The sequence below is a fragment of the Streptomyces sp. So13.3 genome, assembly GCF_005860785.2.
Lineage (GTDB): Bacteria > Actinomycetota > Actinomycetes > Streptomycetales > Streptomycetaceae > Actinacidiphila > Actinacidiphila fildesensis.
In genome coordinates this window covers 6,314,663-6,335,207 of the sequence record NZ_CP048835.1, presented here as the reverse complement: position 1 = coordinate 6,335,207, position 20,545 = coordinate 6,314,663, and the positions used below count along the sequence as shown (strand labels likewise).

Below are 20,545 nucleotides of genomic sequence, written 5' to 3'. Positions count from 1 at the left end.
GGGCAATTGCACTGAGATCCCCTAGCGGACCCCCTAGCGCCCCCTACTCGTCGGGAGTACTCGCCGCGGCCGGGGCCGGTGCCGCTTCCACGGTCTCCAGCAGGTGCTCGGCCAGCTCCTCGGGCGTCTCGTACTCGTAGATCACGGCGGCGGACAGGCGTGCGCCGACGGCCGCGCCGATCCGGTCGCGGAACTCGACGGCGAGCAGCGAGGAGAACCCGAGGTCGATGAACTCGCTGTCGTCCTCGATCTCCTCGGCGGACGCGTGGCCGAGGACGGACGCGGTGACCGAACGCACCAGCTCCAGCAGGAGCTCGGCGCGGGCCGGGCCGTCGGCCGCGTGCAGCCGCCGCTGGAACTCCAGCGGATCGTCGGCCGGCTCTCCCCCAGCTACCGCTGGGAGGTGCCCCCCGACGGCGTCCGGCAGGTCCAGGACGCTGCCGGCGGCACCGGGAGCGGCGGGTCCGGCCGAGGCGCGGCCGGCTGCCGCCAGCCAGTAGTGCTGGTGCTGGAAGGCGTACGTGGGCAGCGGGGTCCGGCGTGCGCCGGTGCCGTCGAAGAGCGCGGTCCAGTCCACGGCGGCGCCGCGCATCCGCAGCCGGGCGGCGGCCTCGGTGACCGCGTGCGGCTCGGTGCGGTCCCTGCGCAGCACGGGGAGCACGGCGGCGGGCGCCGGTGCGGTCAGGCAGTCGCGGACCAGCGAGGACAGGACGGCGTCCGGGCCCAGTTCGACGAACGTGGCGGCGCCCTCGGCCGCCAGGCTGCCCACGGCGTCGGCGAAGCGCACCGTCTCGCGGACGTGCCGCACCCAGTAGTCGGGGCTGCGCAGCTCCTGCGCGGTGACGGGCTTGCCGGTGAGGGACGACACGATCGCGATGGTCGGCTCGAGGTACGTCAGCCCTGCGGCCACCCGCCCGAACCCGTCGAGCATCGGCTCCATCAGCGCGGAGTGGAAGGCGTGGCTGACGGTGAGGCGCTTGGTCTTGCGGCCCAGGTCACGGAAGTACCCGGCGACCGCCTCGACCGCCGCCTCGTCGCCGGAGACCACGACGGCCTCCGGGCCGTTGACCGCCGCGATCCCGACTCCTTCGGCCAGCCGCGGCAGCACCTCCGCCTCGGTGGCCTGGAGGGCCGCCATCGCGCCGCCGGCCGGCAGCGCCTGCATCAGCCGGCCGCGGGCGGCGACGAGCGCCGCCGCGTCCTCCAGCGACCAGAGCCCGGCGACGTGCGCGGCGGCCAGTTCGCCGATCGAGTGCCCGGCGAGCAGGTCGGGCCGCACGCCCCAGGACTCCAGCAGCCGGTACAGGGCCACTTCGAGGGCGAAGAGCGCGGGCTGCGCGTAGCCGGTCGTGTCCAGCAGCGCCGCCTCCGCGATGCCCGGCTCGGCGAACAGCACCTGCTGGAGGGGGTGTTCGAGGTGCGGGTCGAGCGCGGCGCACGCGGCGTCCAGCGCCCGCGCGAACGCCGGCTGCGAGGCATGCAGTTCACGGCCCATGCCGGGCTTCTGGCTGCCCTGCCCGGTGAAGAGGAAGGCGATACGTCCGCTCCCCTGCGTCTCCTGGACCACGGCCGGGCCCTGGCTGCCCGCCGCGAGCCCCTCCAGCGCGGCCAGCAGGTCCGCCCGGCTGTCGGCGACGAGCGCCGCCCGGTGGCTGAGCTGGCTGCGGGAGGTGGCCAGGGACAGTCCGATGTCGGCGGCCGACAGGTCCGGGCGGTCCGTGACGTGCGCGTGCAGCCGGGCGGCCTGGGCGCGCAGTCCCGCGGCGCCCTTCGCGGACAGCAGCCAGGGCACCGGACGGATCTCCGGGGCCGCGGCGGCCTCGGCCGGCTCCTCCTGCGGTGCCTGCTCCAGGACGACGTGGGCGTTGGTGCCGCTGATGCCGAACGCGGACACCGCGGCGCGGCGCGGCCGGCCGCTGTCGGGCCAGGCGCGGGCCTCGGCGAGCAGTTCGACGGCGCCCGCCGACCAGTCGACGTGCGGGCTGGCCTCGTCGATGTGCAGCGACTTGGGGAGCACCGCGTGCCGCAGCGCCATCACCATCTTGATGACGCCGGCGGCGCCCGCGGCGGCCTGGGTGTGGCCGAGGTTGGACTTCACCGAGCCGAGCCACAGCGGCTGGTCCGCGGGCCGGTCCTGGCCGTAGGTCGCGATGAGCGCCTGCGCCTCGATCGGGTCGCCCAGGACGGTGCCGGTGCCGTGCGCCTCGACGGCGTCGATGTCACCGGTGCTCAGCCCGGCGGCGGCCAGCGCCTCCAGGATCACCTGCTGCTGGGACGGGCCGCTGGGGGCGGTGAGGCCGTTGCTGGCGCCGTCCTGGTTGATGGAGCTGCCCCGCACCAGGGCGAGGACGGGGTGCCCGTTGCGGCGCGCGTCGGAGAGCCGCTCCAGGAGCAGCACACCGACGCCCTCGCCCCAGCCGGTGCCGTCGGCGGCCTTCGCGAACGGCTTGCACCGGCCGTCCGGGGCCAGCCCGCGCTGCCTGCTGAAGTCGATGAACGTGTCGGGGGTGGCCATGACGGTGACACCGCCGGCCAGCGCGAGACCGCATTCGCCGTTGCGCAGCGCCTGCATCGCCAGGTGCAGGGTCACCAGCGACGACGAGCAGGCGGTGTCGACGGTGACGGCCGGGCCCTGCAGCCCCAAGGCGTACGAGACCCGCCCGGACAGCACGCTGCCGGCCGTACCGGTGCCGAGGAAGCCCTCGACGCCGTCCGGGATCGACGCCCGGTCCGAGCCGTAGTCGTGGTACATGACGCCCGCGTAGACGCCGGTCCGGGTGCCGCGGACGGTCGCCGGGTCGATCCCGGCGTGTTCGAACGCCTCCCAGGACGCCTCGAGCAGCAGCCGCTGCTGCGGGTCCATGGCCAGCGCCTCACGCGGGCTGATGCCGAAGAACGCGGCGTCGAAGTCCCCGGCCCCGGCGAGGAATCCGCCCTCCTTGGCGTAGCTCTTGCCCAGGGCGTTCGGGTCGGGGTCGTAGAGGTTCTCGACGTCCCAGCCCCGGTCGGTGGGGAAGCCGCCGGCGCCGTCGCCACCGGCGGCCAGCAGCTCCCACAGCTCCTCGGGCGAGGTGATCCCGCCCGGGTAGCGGCAGCTCATGCCGACGATGGCGACGGGTTCGCGGGTCCTGTCCTCCAGGTCCTGGATACGGCGGCGGGCCTGGAGGAGATCGGTGGTTGCCCGCTTCAGATAGTCGCGGAGCTTCTGTTCGGTGTCCGTGGTCATGCGTGCTTCAGCTCCTTGTATCGGGCGAGCGGGCGATCAGGTGGGACGGGTCAGTCGGAGCCGATCTCGCCGTCCAGCAGCGCGAACAGCTCGTCGTCCGAGGCCTCGTCGACGGTCGCCGCCGCGTCCTGGGCGGCCGGCGCGGGCGCTGCCGCGTCGTGCCAGCGGGACATCAGCGCTTGGAGGCGCACGGTGACCTTGGAGCGGGTCAGCTTGTCCAACCCGTCGGTGTTCAGCAGCGGTTCGAGCTGTTCCAGGCTCGCGAGCAGCGCCTGCGCGGGGTCGTCGTCGGCGGGGGCCAGCGCCTGGAGGAGGTGGTCGGCCAGCTCCAGCGGTGTCGGGTAGTCGAAGACGAGCGTGGCCGGCAGCCGCACCCCGGTCTCGACGACGAGGCGGTTGCGGAACTCCACGGCCGTCAGCGAGTCGAAGCCGAAGTCCTTGAACGGCTTCTCCGCCTCGACGGGCTGGTCGGCGGCGAAGCCGAGCACGGCCGCGACCTGCTTGCGGACCAGCCCCAGCACCAGCTGCGGCCGTTCGCCGGCCGGCAGCGCCGCCAGCCGCGCGGTGAGACCGCCGTCGGCCGCGCCCGCTCCGCCGGCCGCCGCCGCGCGCCGTACCGGCCCGCGCACCAGCGACCGGAACATGCCGGGCACCTCACCGCTCATGGCGCGGCCCAGGGCCCGGGTGTCCAGACCGACCGGCACCAGGAGCGCCCGGTCCGCGGCCACCGCCGTGTCGAACAGCGCGAGGCCCTGCTCCTGGCCGAGGGCGAGGATGCCGCCGCGCGCCATCCGTTCGACGTCGGCCCCGGTCAGGGCCGACCCCATGCCGCCCGTCGCCGGGTCCCACAGGCCCCAGGCGAGCGCCGTGCCGGGCAGGCCCGCTGCCCGGCGCTGCGCGGCGAGGCCGTCCAGATAGGTGTTGGCGGCCGCGTAGTTGCCCTGTCCCGCGCCGCCGAAGACGCCGGCCGCGGAGGAGAACAGGACGAACGCGTCCAGCTCCAGGTCCGCCGTCAGCTCGTGCAGGTGACGGGCGGCGTCGGCCTTCGGGCCGAGGACGGACGCGACGCGGGCCGGGGTCAGCTTGCCGATGACACCGTCGTCCACGATGCCGGCCGTGTGCACGACCGCGCTGAGCCGGACGACACCCGCCAGCAGTCCGGCGAGGCTGTCGCGGTTCGAGACGTCGCAGGCCGCGACGGTCACCGCGGCGCCGGCCGCCTCCAGTTCGGCGACCAGGGTGTCCGCTCCGGGCGCCTCCGGGCCGCGCCGGCTGACGAGCAGCAGGTTCCGTACGCCCCGGGCGGTGACCAGGTGCCGGGCGACGAGCGCGCCCAGACCGCCGGTGCCACCGGTGATCAGTACGGTGCCGTCGGAGCGCCAGGGGGCACCTTCGGCTTCCGCCTCCGACGTGCCGACGCGGACGAGCCGCGGCGCCCACAACACACCGTCACGGAGTGCCAGTTCGGATTCGGCGGCGGAGAGCACGCCCTCCGGAACTCCGTCCGCGTCGGTGTCCAGCAGGACGATGCGGCCCGGGTTCTCGGCCTGGGCGGCCCGGACGAGACCGGTCACCGCCGCCTGGCCCAGATCCGTCACCCCCTCGCCGGGGGTCACCGCCGCCGCGCCACGGGTCAGGACGAGCAGCCGCCCGTCCTCGTTCGCCTCATCGGCCAGCCACTCCTGAAGATCCGTCAGTACGGAGGCGACCGCGTCGGCGGCAGAGCGCCCGGCCGGTGCCGTCAGAACGGTCGGCGCGGGTCCGGAGTCCGTGGCAGCGGAGGTGATCTGCTTCCACTCGACGGTGAACAGCGCGTCGTCCGAGGTGTCCGGGGTGCCCAACTGGGCTGCGGACACCGGTCGCAGGGTGAGCGTGCCGATCGACGCGACCGCGCCGCCCTCGGCGTCCGCGACCCGCACCGAGACCCCGCCGGGGGTGGCCGCCGGGGCGAGCCGTACCCGCAGCGCCGTGGCGCCCGAGGCGTGCAGGGTGACGTCCGACCAGGCGAAGGGCAGCCACATGGCGCCCGCGTCCGCGTCGGCCGGGCCGCTCATCAGGCCGGGGCCGCCCAGCGCGACCGCGTGCAGCGCGGCGTCCAGCAGGGCCGGGTGCAGACCGAACAGCCCGGCCTGCGACTCCTCCCGCTCGGGCAGCGCGACCTCGGCGAAGACCTCGTCGCCGAGCAGCCAGGCGGCCCGCAGGCCCTGGAAGGCCGGGCCGTACTCCAGGCCGCGGCCTTCCAGCTCGTCGTAGAGGTCGTCCACCGCGACCGGCTCGGCGCCGGCCGGGGGCCACTGCGCCAGGTCGAACCCGGCGGCGGGGGCCTGCTCGGTGAGCGTGCCGTCGGCGTGCCGCGTCCAGGCCGTGCCCTCCGGCGCGCCCTCCGGCCGGGAGAAGATCGTCACGGCACGCTGCTCGCCGCCGTCCAGCCGCAACCGCACCTGGACGGCGCCCACGGCGGGGACGACCAGCGGCGCGTGGAGCGTCAGTTCCTCCAGCGTGCCGCAGCCCGCCAGGTCACCGGCGTGCACGGCGATCTCGACGAGCGCGGTGCCGGGGACGATCACGGTGCCGTTGACGGCGTGGTCGGCCAGCCACGGGTGGGTGGCCAAGGACAGCCGCCCGGTGAACAGCAGCCCGTCCGACTCGGGGATGCTCACGGCCGCGCCGAGCAGCGGATGTCCCGCCGTGTCCTGGCCGAAGTCGGCGGCGTCGCCACTGGGCAGGGCGTTGGACGTGAACCAGTAGCCGCGGTGCTGGAAGGCGTACGTCGGCAGGTCCACGAGTCCGGCGGCGGCGCGGCCCGCGAAGAACGCCCGCCAGTCGACGCCGATACCGCGCAGGTACAGGCGGGTGACGGCCTCCACCAGGGTCTGTGCCTCGTCGCGGTCCCGGCGCAGCGCGGGGACCAGGACCGACGCAACGGGGTCTGTCACGCTCTCGGCGCCCATCGCGCTCAGCACGGCGTCGGGCCCCAGTTCCAGGAACGCGCTGACGCCCCGCTCCTCCAGCGCCGTCACGGCGTCGGCGAAGCGCACGGCCTCACGGACGTGCCGGACCCAGTAGGCGGGGTCGGTCAGTTCTTCGGTGGTGGCGGTCTGCCCGGTGAGCGTCGACACGATCGGGATCGAGGGCGCGTGGTACGTGAGCCCGGCCGCGACGGCGCGGAACTCCTCGAGCATCGGCTCCATGTGGACGGAGTGGAAGGCGTGGCTGACGGTGAGGCGCTTGGTCTTGCGGCCCTGCTCGTCGAAGTACGTGACGACCTGCCGGACCGCGTCCTCGTCGCCCGAGACGACGATGGAGGTGGGCCCGTTGACGGCCGCGATCCCGACCCGGTCGGTAAGGCGCGGCAGGACCTCGGCCTCGGTGGCCTGGATCGCCGCCATCGCACCGCCGGACGGCAGTTGCTGCATCAGCCGGCCGCGAGCCGCGACCAGCAGCGCCGCGTCCTCCAGGGACCAGACCCCCGCCACATGCGCTGCGGCCAGCTCACCGATGGAGTGACCGGCCAGCACCTGCGGCTTGATGCCCCACGCGGCGACCTGCCGGAACAGCGCCACCTCCAGGGCGAACAGCGCGGGCTGGGTGTAGCCGGTAGCGTCCAGCGATCCGTCGTCCCCGAACAGCACGTCCTTGAGCGGACGGTCCAGGTGCGCGTCGAACGCCGCCGCCACCTCGTCGAGCGCCGCCGCGAACACCGGGAACGCGGCGTAGAGCTCCCGCCCCATGCCGGCCCGCTGGCTGCCCTGGCCGGTGAACAGGAAGCCGAGCCGGCCGGATCCGGGGCCGTCGCGCAGGACGCCCGGCGCGCTCCCGCCGTCGGCAAGGGCCGCGAGCGCGGTGAGCAGTTCCTCCCGGCCACCGGCCACCACGCCCGCCCGGTACGGGAAGGCGGAGCGCGTCGTGGCGAGGGCCGAGCCGACCGTGGACGGGTCGGCGGCCACGGAGCCGTCCCGCAGGTACGCGTGCAACCGCCCGGCCTGGGCGGTCAGCGCCTCCGAGGTGCGGGCGGACAGCAGCCACGGCACCACCGGCAGTTCGGCGACGGCGGGCTCCTCCGCCGTCTCCTCGGCCGGGGTCTCCTCCACGATGACGTGGGCGTTCGTGCCGCTGATGCCGAAGGACGAGACACCCGCACGGCGGGTCCGCTCCCCCGCCGGCCACGGCCGGGCCTCGGTCAGTAGCTCGACGGTGCCTGCCGACCAGTCGACGTGCGAGCTGGGCGCGTCCACGTGCAGGGTGCGCGGCAGCTCCTCGTGGTGCAGGGCGAGCACCATCTTGATGATCCCGGCGACACCCGCCGCGCCCTGGGTGTGCCCGAGGTTGGACTTGATCGAGCCCAGCCACAGCGGCTGGTCCTGCGGGCGCTCCTGGCCGTAGGCGGCGATGAGCGCCTGCGCCTCGATGGGATCGCCCAGCTTGGTGCCGGTGCCGTGCGCCTCGACCGCGTCGACCTGGTCGGCGGACAGCCGGGCGCTCGCCAGCGCCTGCCGGATGACGCGCTGCTGGGACGGCCCGTTGGGCGCGGTGAGCCCGTTGCTGGCGCCGTCCTGGTTGACGGCGCTGCCGCGGACCACGGCCAGCACGCGGTGCCCGTTGCGCCGGGCGTCGCTGAGCTTCTCCAGCAGCAGGACGCCGACGCCCTCCGACAGGCCGGTGCCGTCGGCGGCCTCCGCGAACGGCTTGCAGCGGCCGTCGCCGGCCAGCCCGTCCGCCCGGCTGAACTCCAGGAACGTTCCGGCGGAGCCCATCACCGTCACCCCGCCGGCCAGTGCCAGCGTGCACTCCCCCGCCCGCAGCGCCTGGCCCGCGAGGTGCAGGGCGACCAGGGCGGACGAGCAGGCGGTGTCGATGGTGACGGCCGGGCCCTCCAGGCCCAGCGCGTACGAGACCCGGCCGGACAGGACGCTGCCCGCGACACCGGTCATCATGTGGCCGGCGACCTCGGCGGGCATCTTCTGCAGCCCGCGCAGGTAGTCGGAGCTGCTGACACCGGTGAAGACCGCCGTGCGGGTGCCGGACAGTGCCACCGGGTCGATCCCCGCGCGTTCCAGCGCCTCCCACGACGTCTCCAGCAGCACCCGCTGCTGCGGGTCCATCGCGAGGGCCTCGCGGGGGCTGATCCCGAAGAACTCGGCGTCGAACTCGGCGGCGTCGGCGAGGAAGCCGCCCTCGGGCGCGCCGTCGCCCGCCGCGCCGCCCTTCTCCCGTTCGCTGTCCTGGAACTGGGTGAGGTTCCAGCCGCGGTCGGTGGGGAACGGCGTCAGACCGTCCTCGCCGGCCGCGAGCAGCTCCCACAGCTCCTCGGGCGAGGTGACGCCGCCCGGGAAGCGGCAGGCCATACCGATGATCGCGATCGGCTCGCGGTCCTTGTCCTCCGCCTCCCGCAGCCGCCGACGGGCGTCGTGCAGGTCAGCGGCGACCCGCTTGAGTGTGTCGACCAGCTGCTTCTCGTCCGCCATCAGTTCTCCTCAAAGGTGTGCAGGGCGCCGTCAGGCGATGCCGAGTTCGTCCGTGATGAAGGCCAGGACCTCGTCGGTCGTGGCGTCCTGCAGTCGTTCGTTGACGTTCTCGCCGGTGTCGCCGCCCGCGCCGGCGCGCAGGTTCCTGAACCGGGAGAGCAGTTCCTCCAGGCGGGCGGTGACGGCGGCGTGGACGCTGTCGTCGAGGGACACCTCCGGCAGATAGCCGTCGAGGCGGTCGAGTTCGGCGAGTACGGCGTCGGCCGGGTCGGTCTGCTCGGGGGCGAACTCGCCGTAGAGCAGCCGGGCGAGCGCCAGCGGGGTCGGGTGGTCGAAGACGGCGGTGGCGGGCAGCCGGACACCGGTGGCGGCGCCGAGCCGGTTGCGGAATTCCACGGCGGTCAGCGAGTCGAAGCCCAGCTCCTTGAAGGAGCGGGTGGCGCCGACCGCCGAGGTGCCGGCGAAGCCGAGCACCGCCGCCGCGTAGGACTGCACCAGGTCGAGCAGCACGGTCTCCCACTCGTCGGTGGGCAGTGCGGCGAGCCGCTTGCGCAGCGCGTCGCCCTGGGCGCCGTCCTCCGCCGCCGACGCGCCCTGCGCGGTGCGCCGGGACGGGCCGCGGACCAGGGAGCGCATCAGCGGCGCCACCGGGCTGTCGCCGGCCTGCGACCGCAGGCCCGCGGTGCTGAGGCCGATCGGGACGAGAGCGGGCTCCGTCCCGCCGACTCCGGCGTCGAACAGGGCCAGGCCCTGCTCGGGGCTGAGCGGCCGGATGCCGGAGCGGGCCAGCCGCGCCAGGTCCGTGCTCGCCAGGTGTCCGGTCATACCGCTCGGCTCGGCCCACAGGCCCCAGGCGAGGGACACGGCGGGCAGCGCCGCGGCCCTGCGGTGGGCGGCGAGGGCGTCGAGGTAGGCGTTGGCCGCCGCGTAGTTGGCCTGGCCCGCGTTGCCGAAGACCCCGGCGGAGGAGGAGAACAGGACGAACGCGTCCAGTTCCGTCCCGGCCGCGACCGTCAGCTCGTGCAGGTGGCGGGCCGCCTCGGCCTTGGGGGCGAGGACCGCGAACAGCTTCTCGGGGGTGAGCTTGCCGAGTGTCGCGTCGTCGAGCACACCGGCCGCGTGGACCACCCCGCGCAGCGGCCGCGCCTCCGGAACGGACGCGAGGAGCGCGGCGACCGCGTCGCGGTCGGCGACGTCGCAGGCGGCGACGGTGACGGTGGCGCCCGCTTCGGAGAGTTCGGCCACGAGTTCGGACGCTCCCGGAGCGCCCAGGCCCCGCCTGCTGGTGAGCAGCAGGTGCCGTACGCCGTGCTCGCCGACCAGGTGCCGGGCGACGAGCGCGCCCAGACCGCCGGTACCGCCGGTGATCAGGACGGTGCCGTCGGACTGCCACGGCGCCAGGGCGTCGGCCCGGGCCTCGGCCCGGACCAGCCGCGGGGCGAGGATCTTCCCGTCGCGCAGCGCGAACTCCGGCTCACCGGTGGCCAGCGCCGCCGCGAGCAGCGTCCGCGAGGGGATGCCGGTACCGATGTCCGCGAGGACGATCCGGCCGGGGCTCTCGGACTGCGCGGAGCGGACCAGGCCGTGGACGGCGGACTGCGCGAGGTCGGCGATGTCCTCGCCGGCCTCGGCGGCGACCGCGCCACGGGTGACGACGACCAGCGTGGTGCCGTCGGTGCGCGGGTCGGCGAGCCACACCTGCAGATCGCCGAGCGCCTGCATGACGGTGTCCTCGGTGCCGCTCTGCCAGTGCACGGGCGTCAGGACGGTACCGATGGAACCGTCCAGCTCATCGGTGCTGAAGATCTCCGGCAGGCCGGGGAAGAGCGGGTCGTCGCCGAACACCGCCCAGTCCGTGGGCGCCGGCGGCTGGTCGCCCGGGGCCGTGACGGCGGTCCACTCGACGCGGAACAGCGAGTCGCGGTGCGGGTCGGAGCCGGCCGAGCCGAGCTGGGCGAGCGCCTCCAGGGGGAGGCGGCGCAGCAGCAGGGAGTCGACGGCGGCGACCGGTGCGCCGGTGGCGTCGGCGACGTTCAGGGTGACGGCGCCGCTGCCGGGCGCCGCCGCGATCCGGACCCGGAGGGCGGAGGCGCCGACGCTGTGCAGCGCGACACCCGACCAGGCGAACGGCAGCCAGGGCCCCTCCCCTTCATCGCTGTCCAAGAATCCGCCGAGCGCGATGGCGTGCAGGGCGGCGTCCAGCAGCGCCGGGTGCAGGGCGTAGTCGGCGGCCGCGGAGACCGCCTCGGTGGGCAGCTCGACCTCGGCGAAGAGTTCGCCGTCGCGCCGCCAGGCCGCCCGCAGTCCGCGGAAGACCGGCCCGTAGTCCAGGCCGACGGCGCCCAGGTCCGCGTACAGGCTCTCCGTCGTCAGCGCCTCGGCGCCGGCCGGCGGCCACTGGGTGAGGTCGGGTCCCGGGGCCGGGGTGTCCGCGGTCAGCAGTCCGCTCGCGTGCCGGGTCCACGGGGTGTCCTCGTCGCTGTCCTCGGGCCGGGAGAAAACCGCGACCGGGCGGTGCCCGTCGGCGGCGGGCTCGTCGACCAGGACCCGCAGCTGCGTCTCGCCGCGCTCCGGCAGGACGAGCGGCGCCTCCAGGGTCAGTTCCGCCAGCGTGCCGCAGTCGGCCTCGTCACCGGCCCGTACGGCGAGCTCCAGCAGCGCCGTCCCGGGGACGAAGACCACCCCGCCGACCGCGTGATCGCCCAGCCAGGGCTGGGACTTGAGGGAGAGCCGGCCGGTGAGCAGATAGCCGTCGCGGTCGGGCAGCGCCACGGCCGCGCCGAGCAGCGGGTGTCCTGCGGGCGTCTGGCCGAGCCCGGCCGGGTCCACGGCCCCGGAGACGGCCTCCAGCCAGTAGCGCTCGCCCTGGAAGGCGTACGTCGGCAGGCCGGTGCGCTCCAGCGTACGGCCGGCGAAGACCGCCGACCAGTCGGGGCGTCCGCCGTGCGCGACCAGCCGCCCGAGGGAGGTCAGGACGCGGCCGGCGCCGCCGTCGTCGCGGCGCAGCGTGCCGGTGACGACGACGTCGTCAGCCCCGGCGGCGGCCACGGTGTCCTGGACGCCGACGGTGAGCACCGGGTGCGGGCTGCACTCGACGAACACCGTGTGGCCGGTGAGCGCGAGCGCCCGTACGGCCGGCTCGAACTTGACGGTGTGTCGCAGGTTGCGGTGCCAGTACGTGGCGTCCATCTCGCTGCCGTCGATCAGCCGGTCCTCCAGCGTGGAGTACAGCGGGACACGTCCCACCTGCGGCCGGACGGGGGCGAGCACGTCCTCCAGCTCCTCGCGCAGCGACTCCACGTGAGAGGAGTGCGAGGCGTAGTCGACGTCGATGCGGCGGGCCCTGATGGTGCGCCGCTCGCAGGTGGCGAGCAGTTCGTCGAGCGCGCCGGGGTCGCCGGAGACGACGGTGGAGGAGGGGCCGTTGTTCGCGGCCACCGAGATCTGGCCGGGCCAGGCGGTCAGCAGCTCCTCGACCTCGGCGGCGGGCAGCGGCAGGGAGACCATGCCGCCGGTGCCGGCGAGACCGACGAGCGCGAGGCTGCGCAGGGTGACGACGCGGGCGGCGTCCTGGAGGGTGAGCGCCCCCGCGACGCACGCGGCGGCGATCTCGCCCTGCGAGTGCCCGACGACGGCGGACGGCCGGATGCCGAGCGACTCCCAGACGGCGGCGAGCGAGACCATGACCGCCCACAGGGCGGGCTGGACCACGTCGACGCGCTCCAGGGACGCGGCGCCCTCGACACCGCGCAGCACGTCCAGCAGCGACCAGTCGGTGAACTCGTCGGCAGCGGCCGCGCAGGCCTCCAGGCGGGCCTTGAACACCGGGGAGGTCGCCAGGAGTTCGGCGGCCATGCCGATCCACTGCGAGCCCTGGCCGGGGAAGACGAAGACCGTCTTGCCGGGGGCGCCCGCGAGGCCCTCCTCGACCCCGGCGGCGGGAACGCCGTCGGCGATGTCCTTGAGGGTCTGGATCAGCGTCGGACCGTCCGCGCCCACGAGCACCGCGCGGTGCTCGAAGGGCGTGCGGGTGGTGGCCAGCGCGTGCCCGATGCTGCCGAGCGCGGTGGCACCGAGCTCGGGCGTGCCCGCCAGGTGGGCGTGCAGCTTGCGGGCCTGGGCGCGCAGCGCGATCTCGCTGCGGCCGGTGAGCAGCCACGGCACGGGCGCGGTGTCGGTGGCGGTGAACGGCGCGAGGGCGTCCGGCTCCTCGATGGCGGCGGCCGGCTCGACCGCCGGCGCCTCCTCCAGGATGACGTGCGCGTTGGTGCCGCTGAACCCGAAGGCGGAGACGCCCGCCCGGCGGGCGCCGGACCCGCCGCGCGGCCACGGCCGCGCCTCGGTGAGCAGCTCCACGTTCCCCGCGGACCAGTCGATGTGCGGGCTGGGCTCGCCGACGTGCAGCGTCGCCGGCAGCTCCTCGTGACCGAGCGCGGTGACCATCTTGATGACGCCCGCGATACCCGCGGCGGCCTGGGTGTGCCCGAGGTTGGACTTGACGGAGCCGAGCCACAGCGGCTGGTCGGCGGGCCGGTCCTGGCCGTAGGTCGCGATGAGCGCCTGCGCCTCGATCGGGTCGCCGAGCCGGGTGCCGGTGCCGTGCGCCTCGACCGCGTCGATGTCGGCGGCTGCCAGTCCCGCGCTCGCCAGCGCCTGCCGGATGACCCGCTGCTGGGAGGGGCCGTTGGGTGCGGTGAGCCCGTTGCTGGCGCCGTCCTGGTTCAGGGCGCTGGCGCGGACCACGGCGAGGATCTCGTGCCCGTTGCGCTGCGCGTCGGAGAGCCGCTCGACGAGGATCATGCCGACGCCCTCGGCCCAGCCGGTGCCGTCCGCCGTGGACGCGAACGCCTTGCAGCGGCCGTCGGCGGCCAGTCCCCGCTGGCGGCTGAAGTCGACGAACGTGTCCGGGGTGGCCATGACGGTGACACCGCCGGCCAGCGCCAGCGTGCACTCGCCGCGCTGCAGGGCCTGGATCGCCAGGTGCAGGGCGACCAGGGACGAGGAGCAGGCCGTGTCGACGGTGATCGCCGGCCCCTCCAGACCGAGCACGTACGAGACACGCCCCGACAGCACCCCGGCGGACGTCCCGGTCCCGAGGAAGCCGTCGACGCCCTCGGGCAGTTCGCCGAGCCGGGTGCCGTAGTCGTGGTAGATCACACCGGCGAAGACACCGGTCGAGCTGCCGCGCAGCGTGGCCGGGTCGATCCCGGCCCGCTCCAGCGCCTCCCACGAGGTCTCCAGCAGCAGCCGCTGCTGCGGGTCCATGGCGAGGGCCTCACGCGGGCTGATGCCGAAGAAGGGGGCGTCGAAGTCGGTGGCGTCGTACAGGAACGCGCCCTGGTCGGTGTACGTGGTGCCGGGGCGTTCGCCCGTGGGGTCGTAGAGCGACTCGATGTCCCAGCCGCGGTCGTCGGGCAGCCCGGCCATCGCGTCGGTGCGGGTGGCGAGCAGCTGCCACAGGTCCTCCGGGGAGCGCACCCCGCCGGGGAACCGGCAGCCCATGCCGACGATCGCGATGGGCTCGTCACCGGAGACCGTCGTGCTCGCCACCGGTCCCGCACCGCTCGCCGCCAGCTCGCCGACGAGCTCGGTGCGCAGGAACGTGGCCAGCACGTCCGGCGCCGGGTAGTCGAAGACGAGGGTGGCGGGCAGCCGCAGACCGGCCGCGGAACCGAGCCGGTTGCGGAACTCCACACCGGTCAGCGAGTCGAACCCGAGGTCCTTGAACGCCCGGGACGGGTCGATGGCCTCGGCGCCGGAGTGGCCGAGAACGGCCGCGACGTTGCTGCGCACCAGGTCGAGCAGGAACTCCTCCTGCTCGGCGAGGGTCATCGCGCCCAGCCGCGGACCGAGCTCCAGCGCGGCCCCGGCGGTGGCGGCACGGGCGGTACGGCGGGCCGGAGCCCGCACCAACGCCCTCAGCAGCGGCGGCACTTCGTCGGGCGCCGCGGTCGCCGGCAGTTCCAGGTGCATCGGGACGAGGGCGTGGGCGGCGAGGCCGACGGCCGTGTCGTACAGCGCCAGTCCCTCGGCGCTGCTGAGCGCCGCCGCCCCGGAGCGCGCCAGCCGCTCGCGGTCGGCCGCCTCCAGGACGTCGGCCATGCCGCCGCCCTCGGATGCCCAGGCGCCCCAGCCCAGCGACAGCGCGGGCAGGCCCGCGCCGCGCCGGTGCGCGGCGAGCGCGTCCAGGTAGGCGTTGGCCGCCGCGTAGTTGCCCTGGCCGGGGTTGCCGAACGTGCCGGCCGCCGAGGAGAACAGCACGAACGCGGCGAGGTCCAGGCCGCGGGTCAGCTCGTGCAGGTGACGGGCGGCGTCGGCCTTCGGGCCGAAGACCCGGTCGACGCGCTCGGGGGTCAGTGACGCGAGGATGCCGTCGTCGAGCAGGCCCGCCGCGTGCAGCACGGCCGTCAGGGGGCGCGCCGCCGGTATCGCGGCGAGCGTGGCGGCCAGCGCCTCACGGTCCGCGGCGTCGCAGGCGGCGAACGTGACGCTCGCGCCCAACTCTTGGAGTTCAGCGGCGAGTTCGGTGGCCCCGGGCGCCTTGAGACCGCGCCGACTGGTGAGCAGCAGGTGGCGTACGCCGTACTCGGTGACCAGGTGGCGGGCCAGCAGCCCGCCGAGCGCGCCGGTGGCGCCGGTGATCAGCACCGTGCCCTCGGGGGCGAGCGGCGCGGGCACCGTCAGGACCAGCTTGCCGGTGTGGCGGGCCTGCCCGATGTGGCGGAAGGCCTCGGGCGCCTGCCGTACGTCCCAGGCGGTGACGGGCAGAGGGAGCAGCGCGCCGCTGTTGAAGAGTTCCAGGAGAGCGGCGTACATCTCCTGGATCCGCTCGGGACCCGCGTCCATGACGTCGAACGCCTGGTACGCGACGCCCGGGTGGTCGGCGGCGACCGTGTCCGCGTCCCGGATGTCCGTCTTGCCCATCTCGACGAACCGCCCGCCACGCGGCAGCAGCCGCAGCGACGCGTCCACGAACTCGCGGGCGAGGGAGTCCAGGACGACGTCCATGCCGCGGCCGCCGGTCGCGCCGAGGAAGCTCGGCTCGAAGTCCAGGGTGCGGGAGGACGCGATCCGGTCGTCGGTCAGACCGAGGCCGCGCAGCGTCCCCCACTTGCCGGTGCCGGCCGTGCCGTACACCTCGGCGCCCAGGTGGCGGGCGAGCTGCACCGCGGCGATACCGACACCGCCGGCGGCGGCGTGGATGAGGATCCTCTCGCCGGACTTCAGCCCGGCCAGATCGTTGAGCGCGTAGTACGCCGTCAGGTAGACCACCGGTGCGGCGGCCGCCTCGGCGAAGGTCCAGCCGATCGGCATCGGCGCGACGAGCCGGTGGTCGACGACCGCGAGCGGCCCGAACGCACCCGAGAACAGACCCATCACGCGGTCGCCGGGCGCGAACCCGCTGACGCCGGGGCCGGTCTCCACGACCACACCGGCCGCCTCGAGACCGAGCCGGCCCGCGTCGCCCGGGTACATGCCGAGCACGTTCATCACATCGCGGAAGTTCAGGCCCGCGGCGCGGATCGCGACCCGGATCTGGCCTTCGGCGAGCGGCTCGGCCGCCTCGGGGAAGTCGGCGACGTAGATGCTGTCGAGGGTCCCGCTGGCGGTGAAGTCCAGCCGCCAGGGGGCCGTGTCGGGATGGGCCGGAGGAGTCGTCAGAGTGTCGGCCGGCGAGCTGCGGAGCAGGCGCGCGGTGTGCGCCTGCCCGCCGCGCAGCGCCAGCTGGGGCTCGTCCGCGGCGATCGCGGCGGCAATCGCCGGGACCAGGGCCGCGGCCGACGCCGGAGTGCCGTCGAGGTCCACGAGCACGATCCGGTCCGGGTACTCGGACTGTGCGGACCGCGCCAGGCCCCACACCGCGGCCGCACCGGGGTCGGCGACGGCGTCGCCGGGAGCGGCGGCCAGAGCACCGCTGGTGACGAGCACCAGCCGCGCGCCGGGCAGCTGATCGGCGTCCAGCCACTCCTGGAGCAGCGCCAGAGCACGGTGCACGGTGGTGCTGATGGAAGCGGAACCGGCGGTGGTGAACTGCGCGAGGGTCAGTTCGGCCTCGGCCGTCGCTTCCGTCAGGGTCTCCCCCGCCGCGGTGAGCGCGTCGGCCAGGCCGAACGTGTCGGCGCCGATCAGCGTCCAACTGCCGCCGGGGCTGGCCTCGTCGGCGACCTGGAGCGGAGTCCAGTCGATCCGGAACAGCGACTCGTGGTGGGCGGAGCCGCCGGCGGTCGCCGTCAGCTGATCCACCGCGAGGGCGCGCAGCACGAGCGAGCCCACGGACGCGACCGGTGCTCCGGCGGCGTCGGCCAGCTGGATTGCCACACCGCTGCCGGAGGCCGCGGGCGACACCCTGATCCGCAGCACACTCGCACCGGCCGCGTACAGGGCGACGTCCGACCAGGCGAAGGGGAGCTGCGGCGCGCTGCCGTCCTCGACGAAGTCGCCGAGGCTGATCGCGTGCAGCGTCGCGTCCAGCAGCGCCGGGTGCAGTCCGAACGCCTCGGTGTCCGCGCCGGCGTCCTCGGGCAGCGACACCTCGGCGAAGACGTCGTCCCCGTGCCGCCAGGCGGCCCGCAGACCCTGGAAGAGCGGGCCGTACTCCAGGCCCGACGCCGCCAGGTCGTCGTAGAGGTGACCGGTGTCGATCGCGCTCGCGCCGGCCGGCGGCCACTGCGCGAAGTCGAACTCCGGGTCGGGAGCCAGCACCGACGCCGTCAGCAGGCCGTCGGCGTGGCAGGTCCAGGGAGCGTCGTCGGGCGCGTCCTCGGGCCGCGAGAAGACCGTGACGGGCCGCAGCCCGCCCGCGTCGGCCTCCCCCGCCTGCACGCGCAGCTGAACGGCACCCTGCTCGCCCAGCACCAGCGGCGCCTGGAGCGTCAGCTCCTCGACGGTGCCGCACCCCACCTCGTCGCCCGCCCGCACGGCGATCTCGACGAGAGCGGCTCCCGGGACGATGACCGTGCCGGAGACGGCGTGATCGGCCAGCCAGGGGTGGGTGTTGAGCGAGAGCCGCCCGGTGAACAGCACGCTGTCCGTGTCCGGCAGCGTGATCGCACCGCTGAGGAACGGGTGACCGCCGGAACGCAGCCCCAGCCCGGTCGCGTCACCGGTCGACGCCACCGTGCGCGGCCAGTACTGCCGGTGCTCGAAGGCGTAGGTGGGGAGGTCGACGGGAGTGTGCCCGGCGCCGAAGAAGGCCGGCCAGGAGACGGTGCCGCCGTGGGCATGGAGGCGGACGAGTGCCTCGGTGAGGAGCTGGGCTTCGTTGTGGTCGCGGCGGAGGGCGGGGATGAGGGTGGTGGTGTCGGTGGCGGATTCGGTGGCCATCGCGGTGAGAACGGCGTCCGGGCCGAGCTCCAGGAACTTGGTGACGCCTTGGTCCTGGAGGGTGGTGACGGCGTCGGCGAAGCGGACGGCTTCGCGGACGTGGCGGACCCAGTAGGCGGGGTCGGTGAGTTCTTCGGTGGTGGCGGCCTGGCCGGTGAGCGTCGAGACGATCGGGATGGACGGTGCGGTGTAGGTGAGCCCGGCTGCGATGGTGCCGAACTCTTCGAGCATCGGCTCCACGTGGAGGGAGTGGAAGGCGTGGCTGACGGTGAGGCGCTTGGTCTTGCGACCCGTCGCGTCGAAGTGCGCGATGACGGCAGCGACGGCGTCTTCGTCACCCGAGACGACGATGGAGGTGGGCCCGTTGACGGCCGCGATCCCCACCCTGTCGGTGAGCTGCGGCAGGACTTCGGCCTCGGTGGCCTGGATCGCCGCCATCGCACCACCGGCGGGCAGTTGCTGCATCAGACGGCCACGAGCCGCAACGAGCAGCGCCGCGTCCTCCAGCGACCAGACCCCTGCGACGTGTGCGGCGGCCAGCTCACCAATGGAGTGACCCGCCAGCACCTGCGGCCGGACCCCGAAGGACTCCAGCAGCCGGAAGAGTGCGACCTCCAGGGCGAACAGAGCCGGCTGCGTAAAGCCCGTCTCGTTCAACCGGCCGTCCGCCTCGGCAAACAGAACGTCCTTGAGCGGCAGTTCAAGGTGCGCGTCGAGCGCCGCACACACCGCGTCCAGCGCCTCCGCGAACACCGGGAAGGTGGCGCACAGCTGACGCCCCATCCCCGCCCGCTGACTGCCCTGCCCGGTGAAGAGGAACGCCGTGCGGCCTCCGTGAGCGGAGCCCTGTACGAGGCCGGGGGCATTGCCGCCCTCGGCCAGCGCCGTCAGTCCGGCGATCAGACCGTCGCGGTCGGCGGCGACGACGCCCGCCCGGTGGGAGAACACCGCACGGGTCGTGGCCAGGGAGTATCCGACAGCGGCCGGGTCGAATCCGTGCTCGGCGTCGGCGAGCAGGTGATCCCGCAGGCGGGCGGCCTGGGCCTGGACGGCGTCGGGCGTCTTGCCGGACAGCACCCACGGCACCACCGGCAGGTCGACAGCGGCACCTTCGGCCGCGAGGGCCTCTGCGGGGGCTTCTTCCACGATGACGTGGGCGTTCGTTCCGCTGATGCCGAAGGACGAGATGCCCGCGCGGCGGGTCCGCTCCCCGGCCGGCCACGGCTGCGCCTCCGTCAGCAGCTCGACGTCACCGGCACTCCAGTCGACATGCGAACTGGGAGCGTCAACGCCCAGCGTGCGCGGCAGTTCCTCGTGCCGCATCGCCAGCACCATCTTGATGATGCCAGCAACACCGGCGGCGGCCTGCGTGTGACCGAGGTTCGACTTCACCGAACCCAGCCACAGCGGCCGGCCCTCCGGGCGGTCCTGCCCGTACGTCGCCAGCAGCGCCTGGGCCTCGATCGGGTCGCCGAGCTTGGTGCCGGTGCCGTGCGCCTCGACGGCGTCGACCTGGTCGGCCGAGAGACGGGCGCCGGCCAGGGCCTGCCGGATGACGCGCTGCTGCGAGGGGCCGTTGGGGGCCGTGAGTCCGTTGCTCGCGCCGTCCTGGTTGACGGCGCTGCCGCGCACGAGCGCGAGTACGCGGTGGCCGTTGCGCTTGGCGTCGCTGAGCTTCTCCAGGAGCAGCATGCCGACGCCCTCGCCCCAGCCGGTGCCGTCCGCGGCCTCGGCGAAGGGCTTGCAGCGGCCGTCGGGGGCGAGGCCGCGCTGGCGGCTGAAGTCGACAAAGGTGTCGGGGGTGGCCATGACGGTGACGCCGCCGGCGAGCGCGAGCGAGCACTCGCCGGTGCGCAGCGCCTGAGCCGCCAGGTGCACGGTGACCAGGGACGACGAGCAAGCGGTGTCGACGGTGACGGCCGGGCCCTCCAGCCCGAAGGCGTACGAGACCCGCCCGGAGGCGAGGCTGCCGCCGACGCCCAGGAAGCCTTCGACGTCATCGGCGGCGTGTTCGAGGACATCGCTGTAGTCGCCGTACATGACCCCCGCGAAAACACCGGTCGCGCTGCCGCGCACCGAGGCCGGGTCGATGCCCGCGCGCTCGAACGCCTCCCACGACGACTCCAGCAGCAGCCGGTGCTGCGGGTCCATGGCCACCGCTTCACGCGGGCTGATCCCGAAGAAGCCGGGGTCGAAGTCCGCGGCACGGTCCAGGAAACCGCCATGCCGGGAGTACGTCTTGCCGACCGCGTCCGGGTCGGGGTCGTAGATCCCCTCGACGTCCCAGCCACGGTCCAGGGGGAACGACGACACCCCGTCGCCGCCCGCCGCGAGCAGCGCCCACAGCTCCTCGGGCGACGTGACCCCGCCCGGATACCGGCAGGCCATCCCCACAATCGCGATCGGCTCGTGGCCCGCGCCGGAGAGCTGGCGGTTCTGCTCGCGCAGTCGCTCCGTCTCCTTCAGCGACGCGCGCAGAGCCTCAACGATTCTCTCGTTCGATGCAGACGTTGCAGACACCTGAACCTCA

Annotated in this window: 3 protein-coding genes; all 3 read right to left on the bottom strand. The window is 74.6% G+C overall.

Features of this window, described 5'->3' with window-relative positions; translation table 11 throughout:
- Positions 1–43: 43 nt before the first annotated feature.
- From C8250_RS28490 to C8250_RS28480, 3 genes are read right to left on the bottom strand one after another with little or no spacing between them, the layout of a single operon-like run.
- Positions 44–3,226, bottom strand: a complete 3,183-nt coding sequence (locus tag C8250_RS28490; protein ID WP_138357906.1) for a type I polyketide synthase — start codon at positions 3,224–3,226, stop codon at positions 44–46.
- Positions 3,227–3,276: 50 nt separating this feature from the next.
- The gene (locus tag C8250_RS28485; protein WP_138357904.1) at positions 3,277–8,691 is read right to left on the bottom strand and encodes a type I polyketide synthase; all 5,415 of its coding nucleotides are present in this window, start codon (positions 8,689–8,691) and stop codon (positions 3,277–3,279) included.
- Between the two features lie 30 nt (positions 8,692–8,721).
- Positions 8,722–20,535: a type I polyketide synthase gene (locus C8250_RS28480; protein ID WP_244809417.1), complete on the bottom strand. Its 11,814-nt coding sequence runs from the start codon at positions 20,533–20,535 to the stop codon at positions 8,722–8,724.
- Between the last annotated feature and the right edge of the window lie 10 nt (positions 20,536–20,545).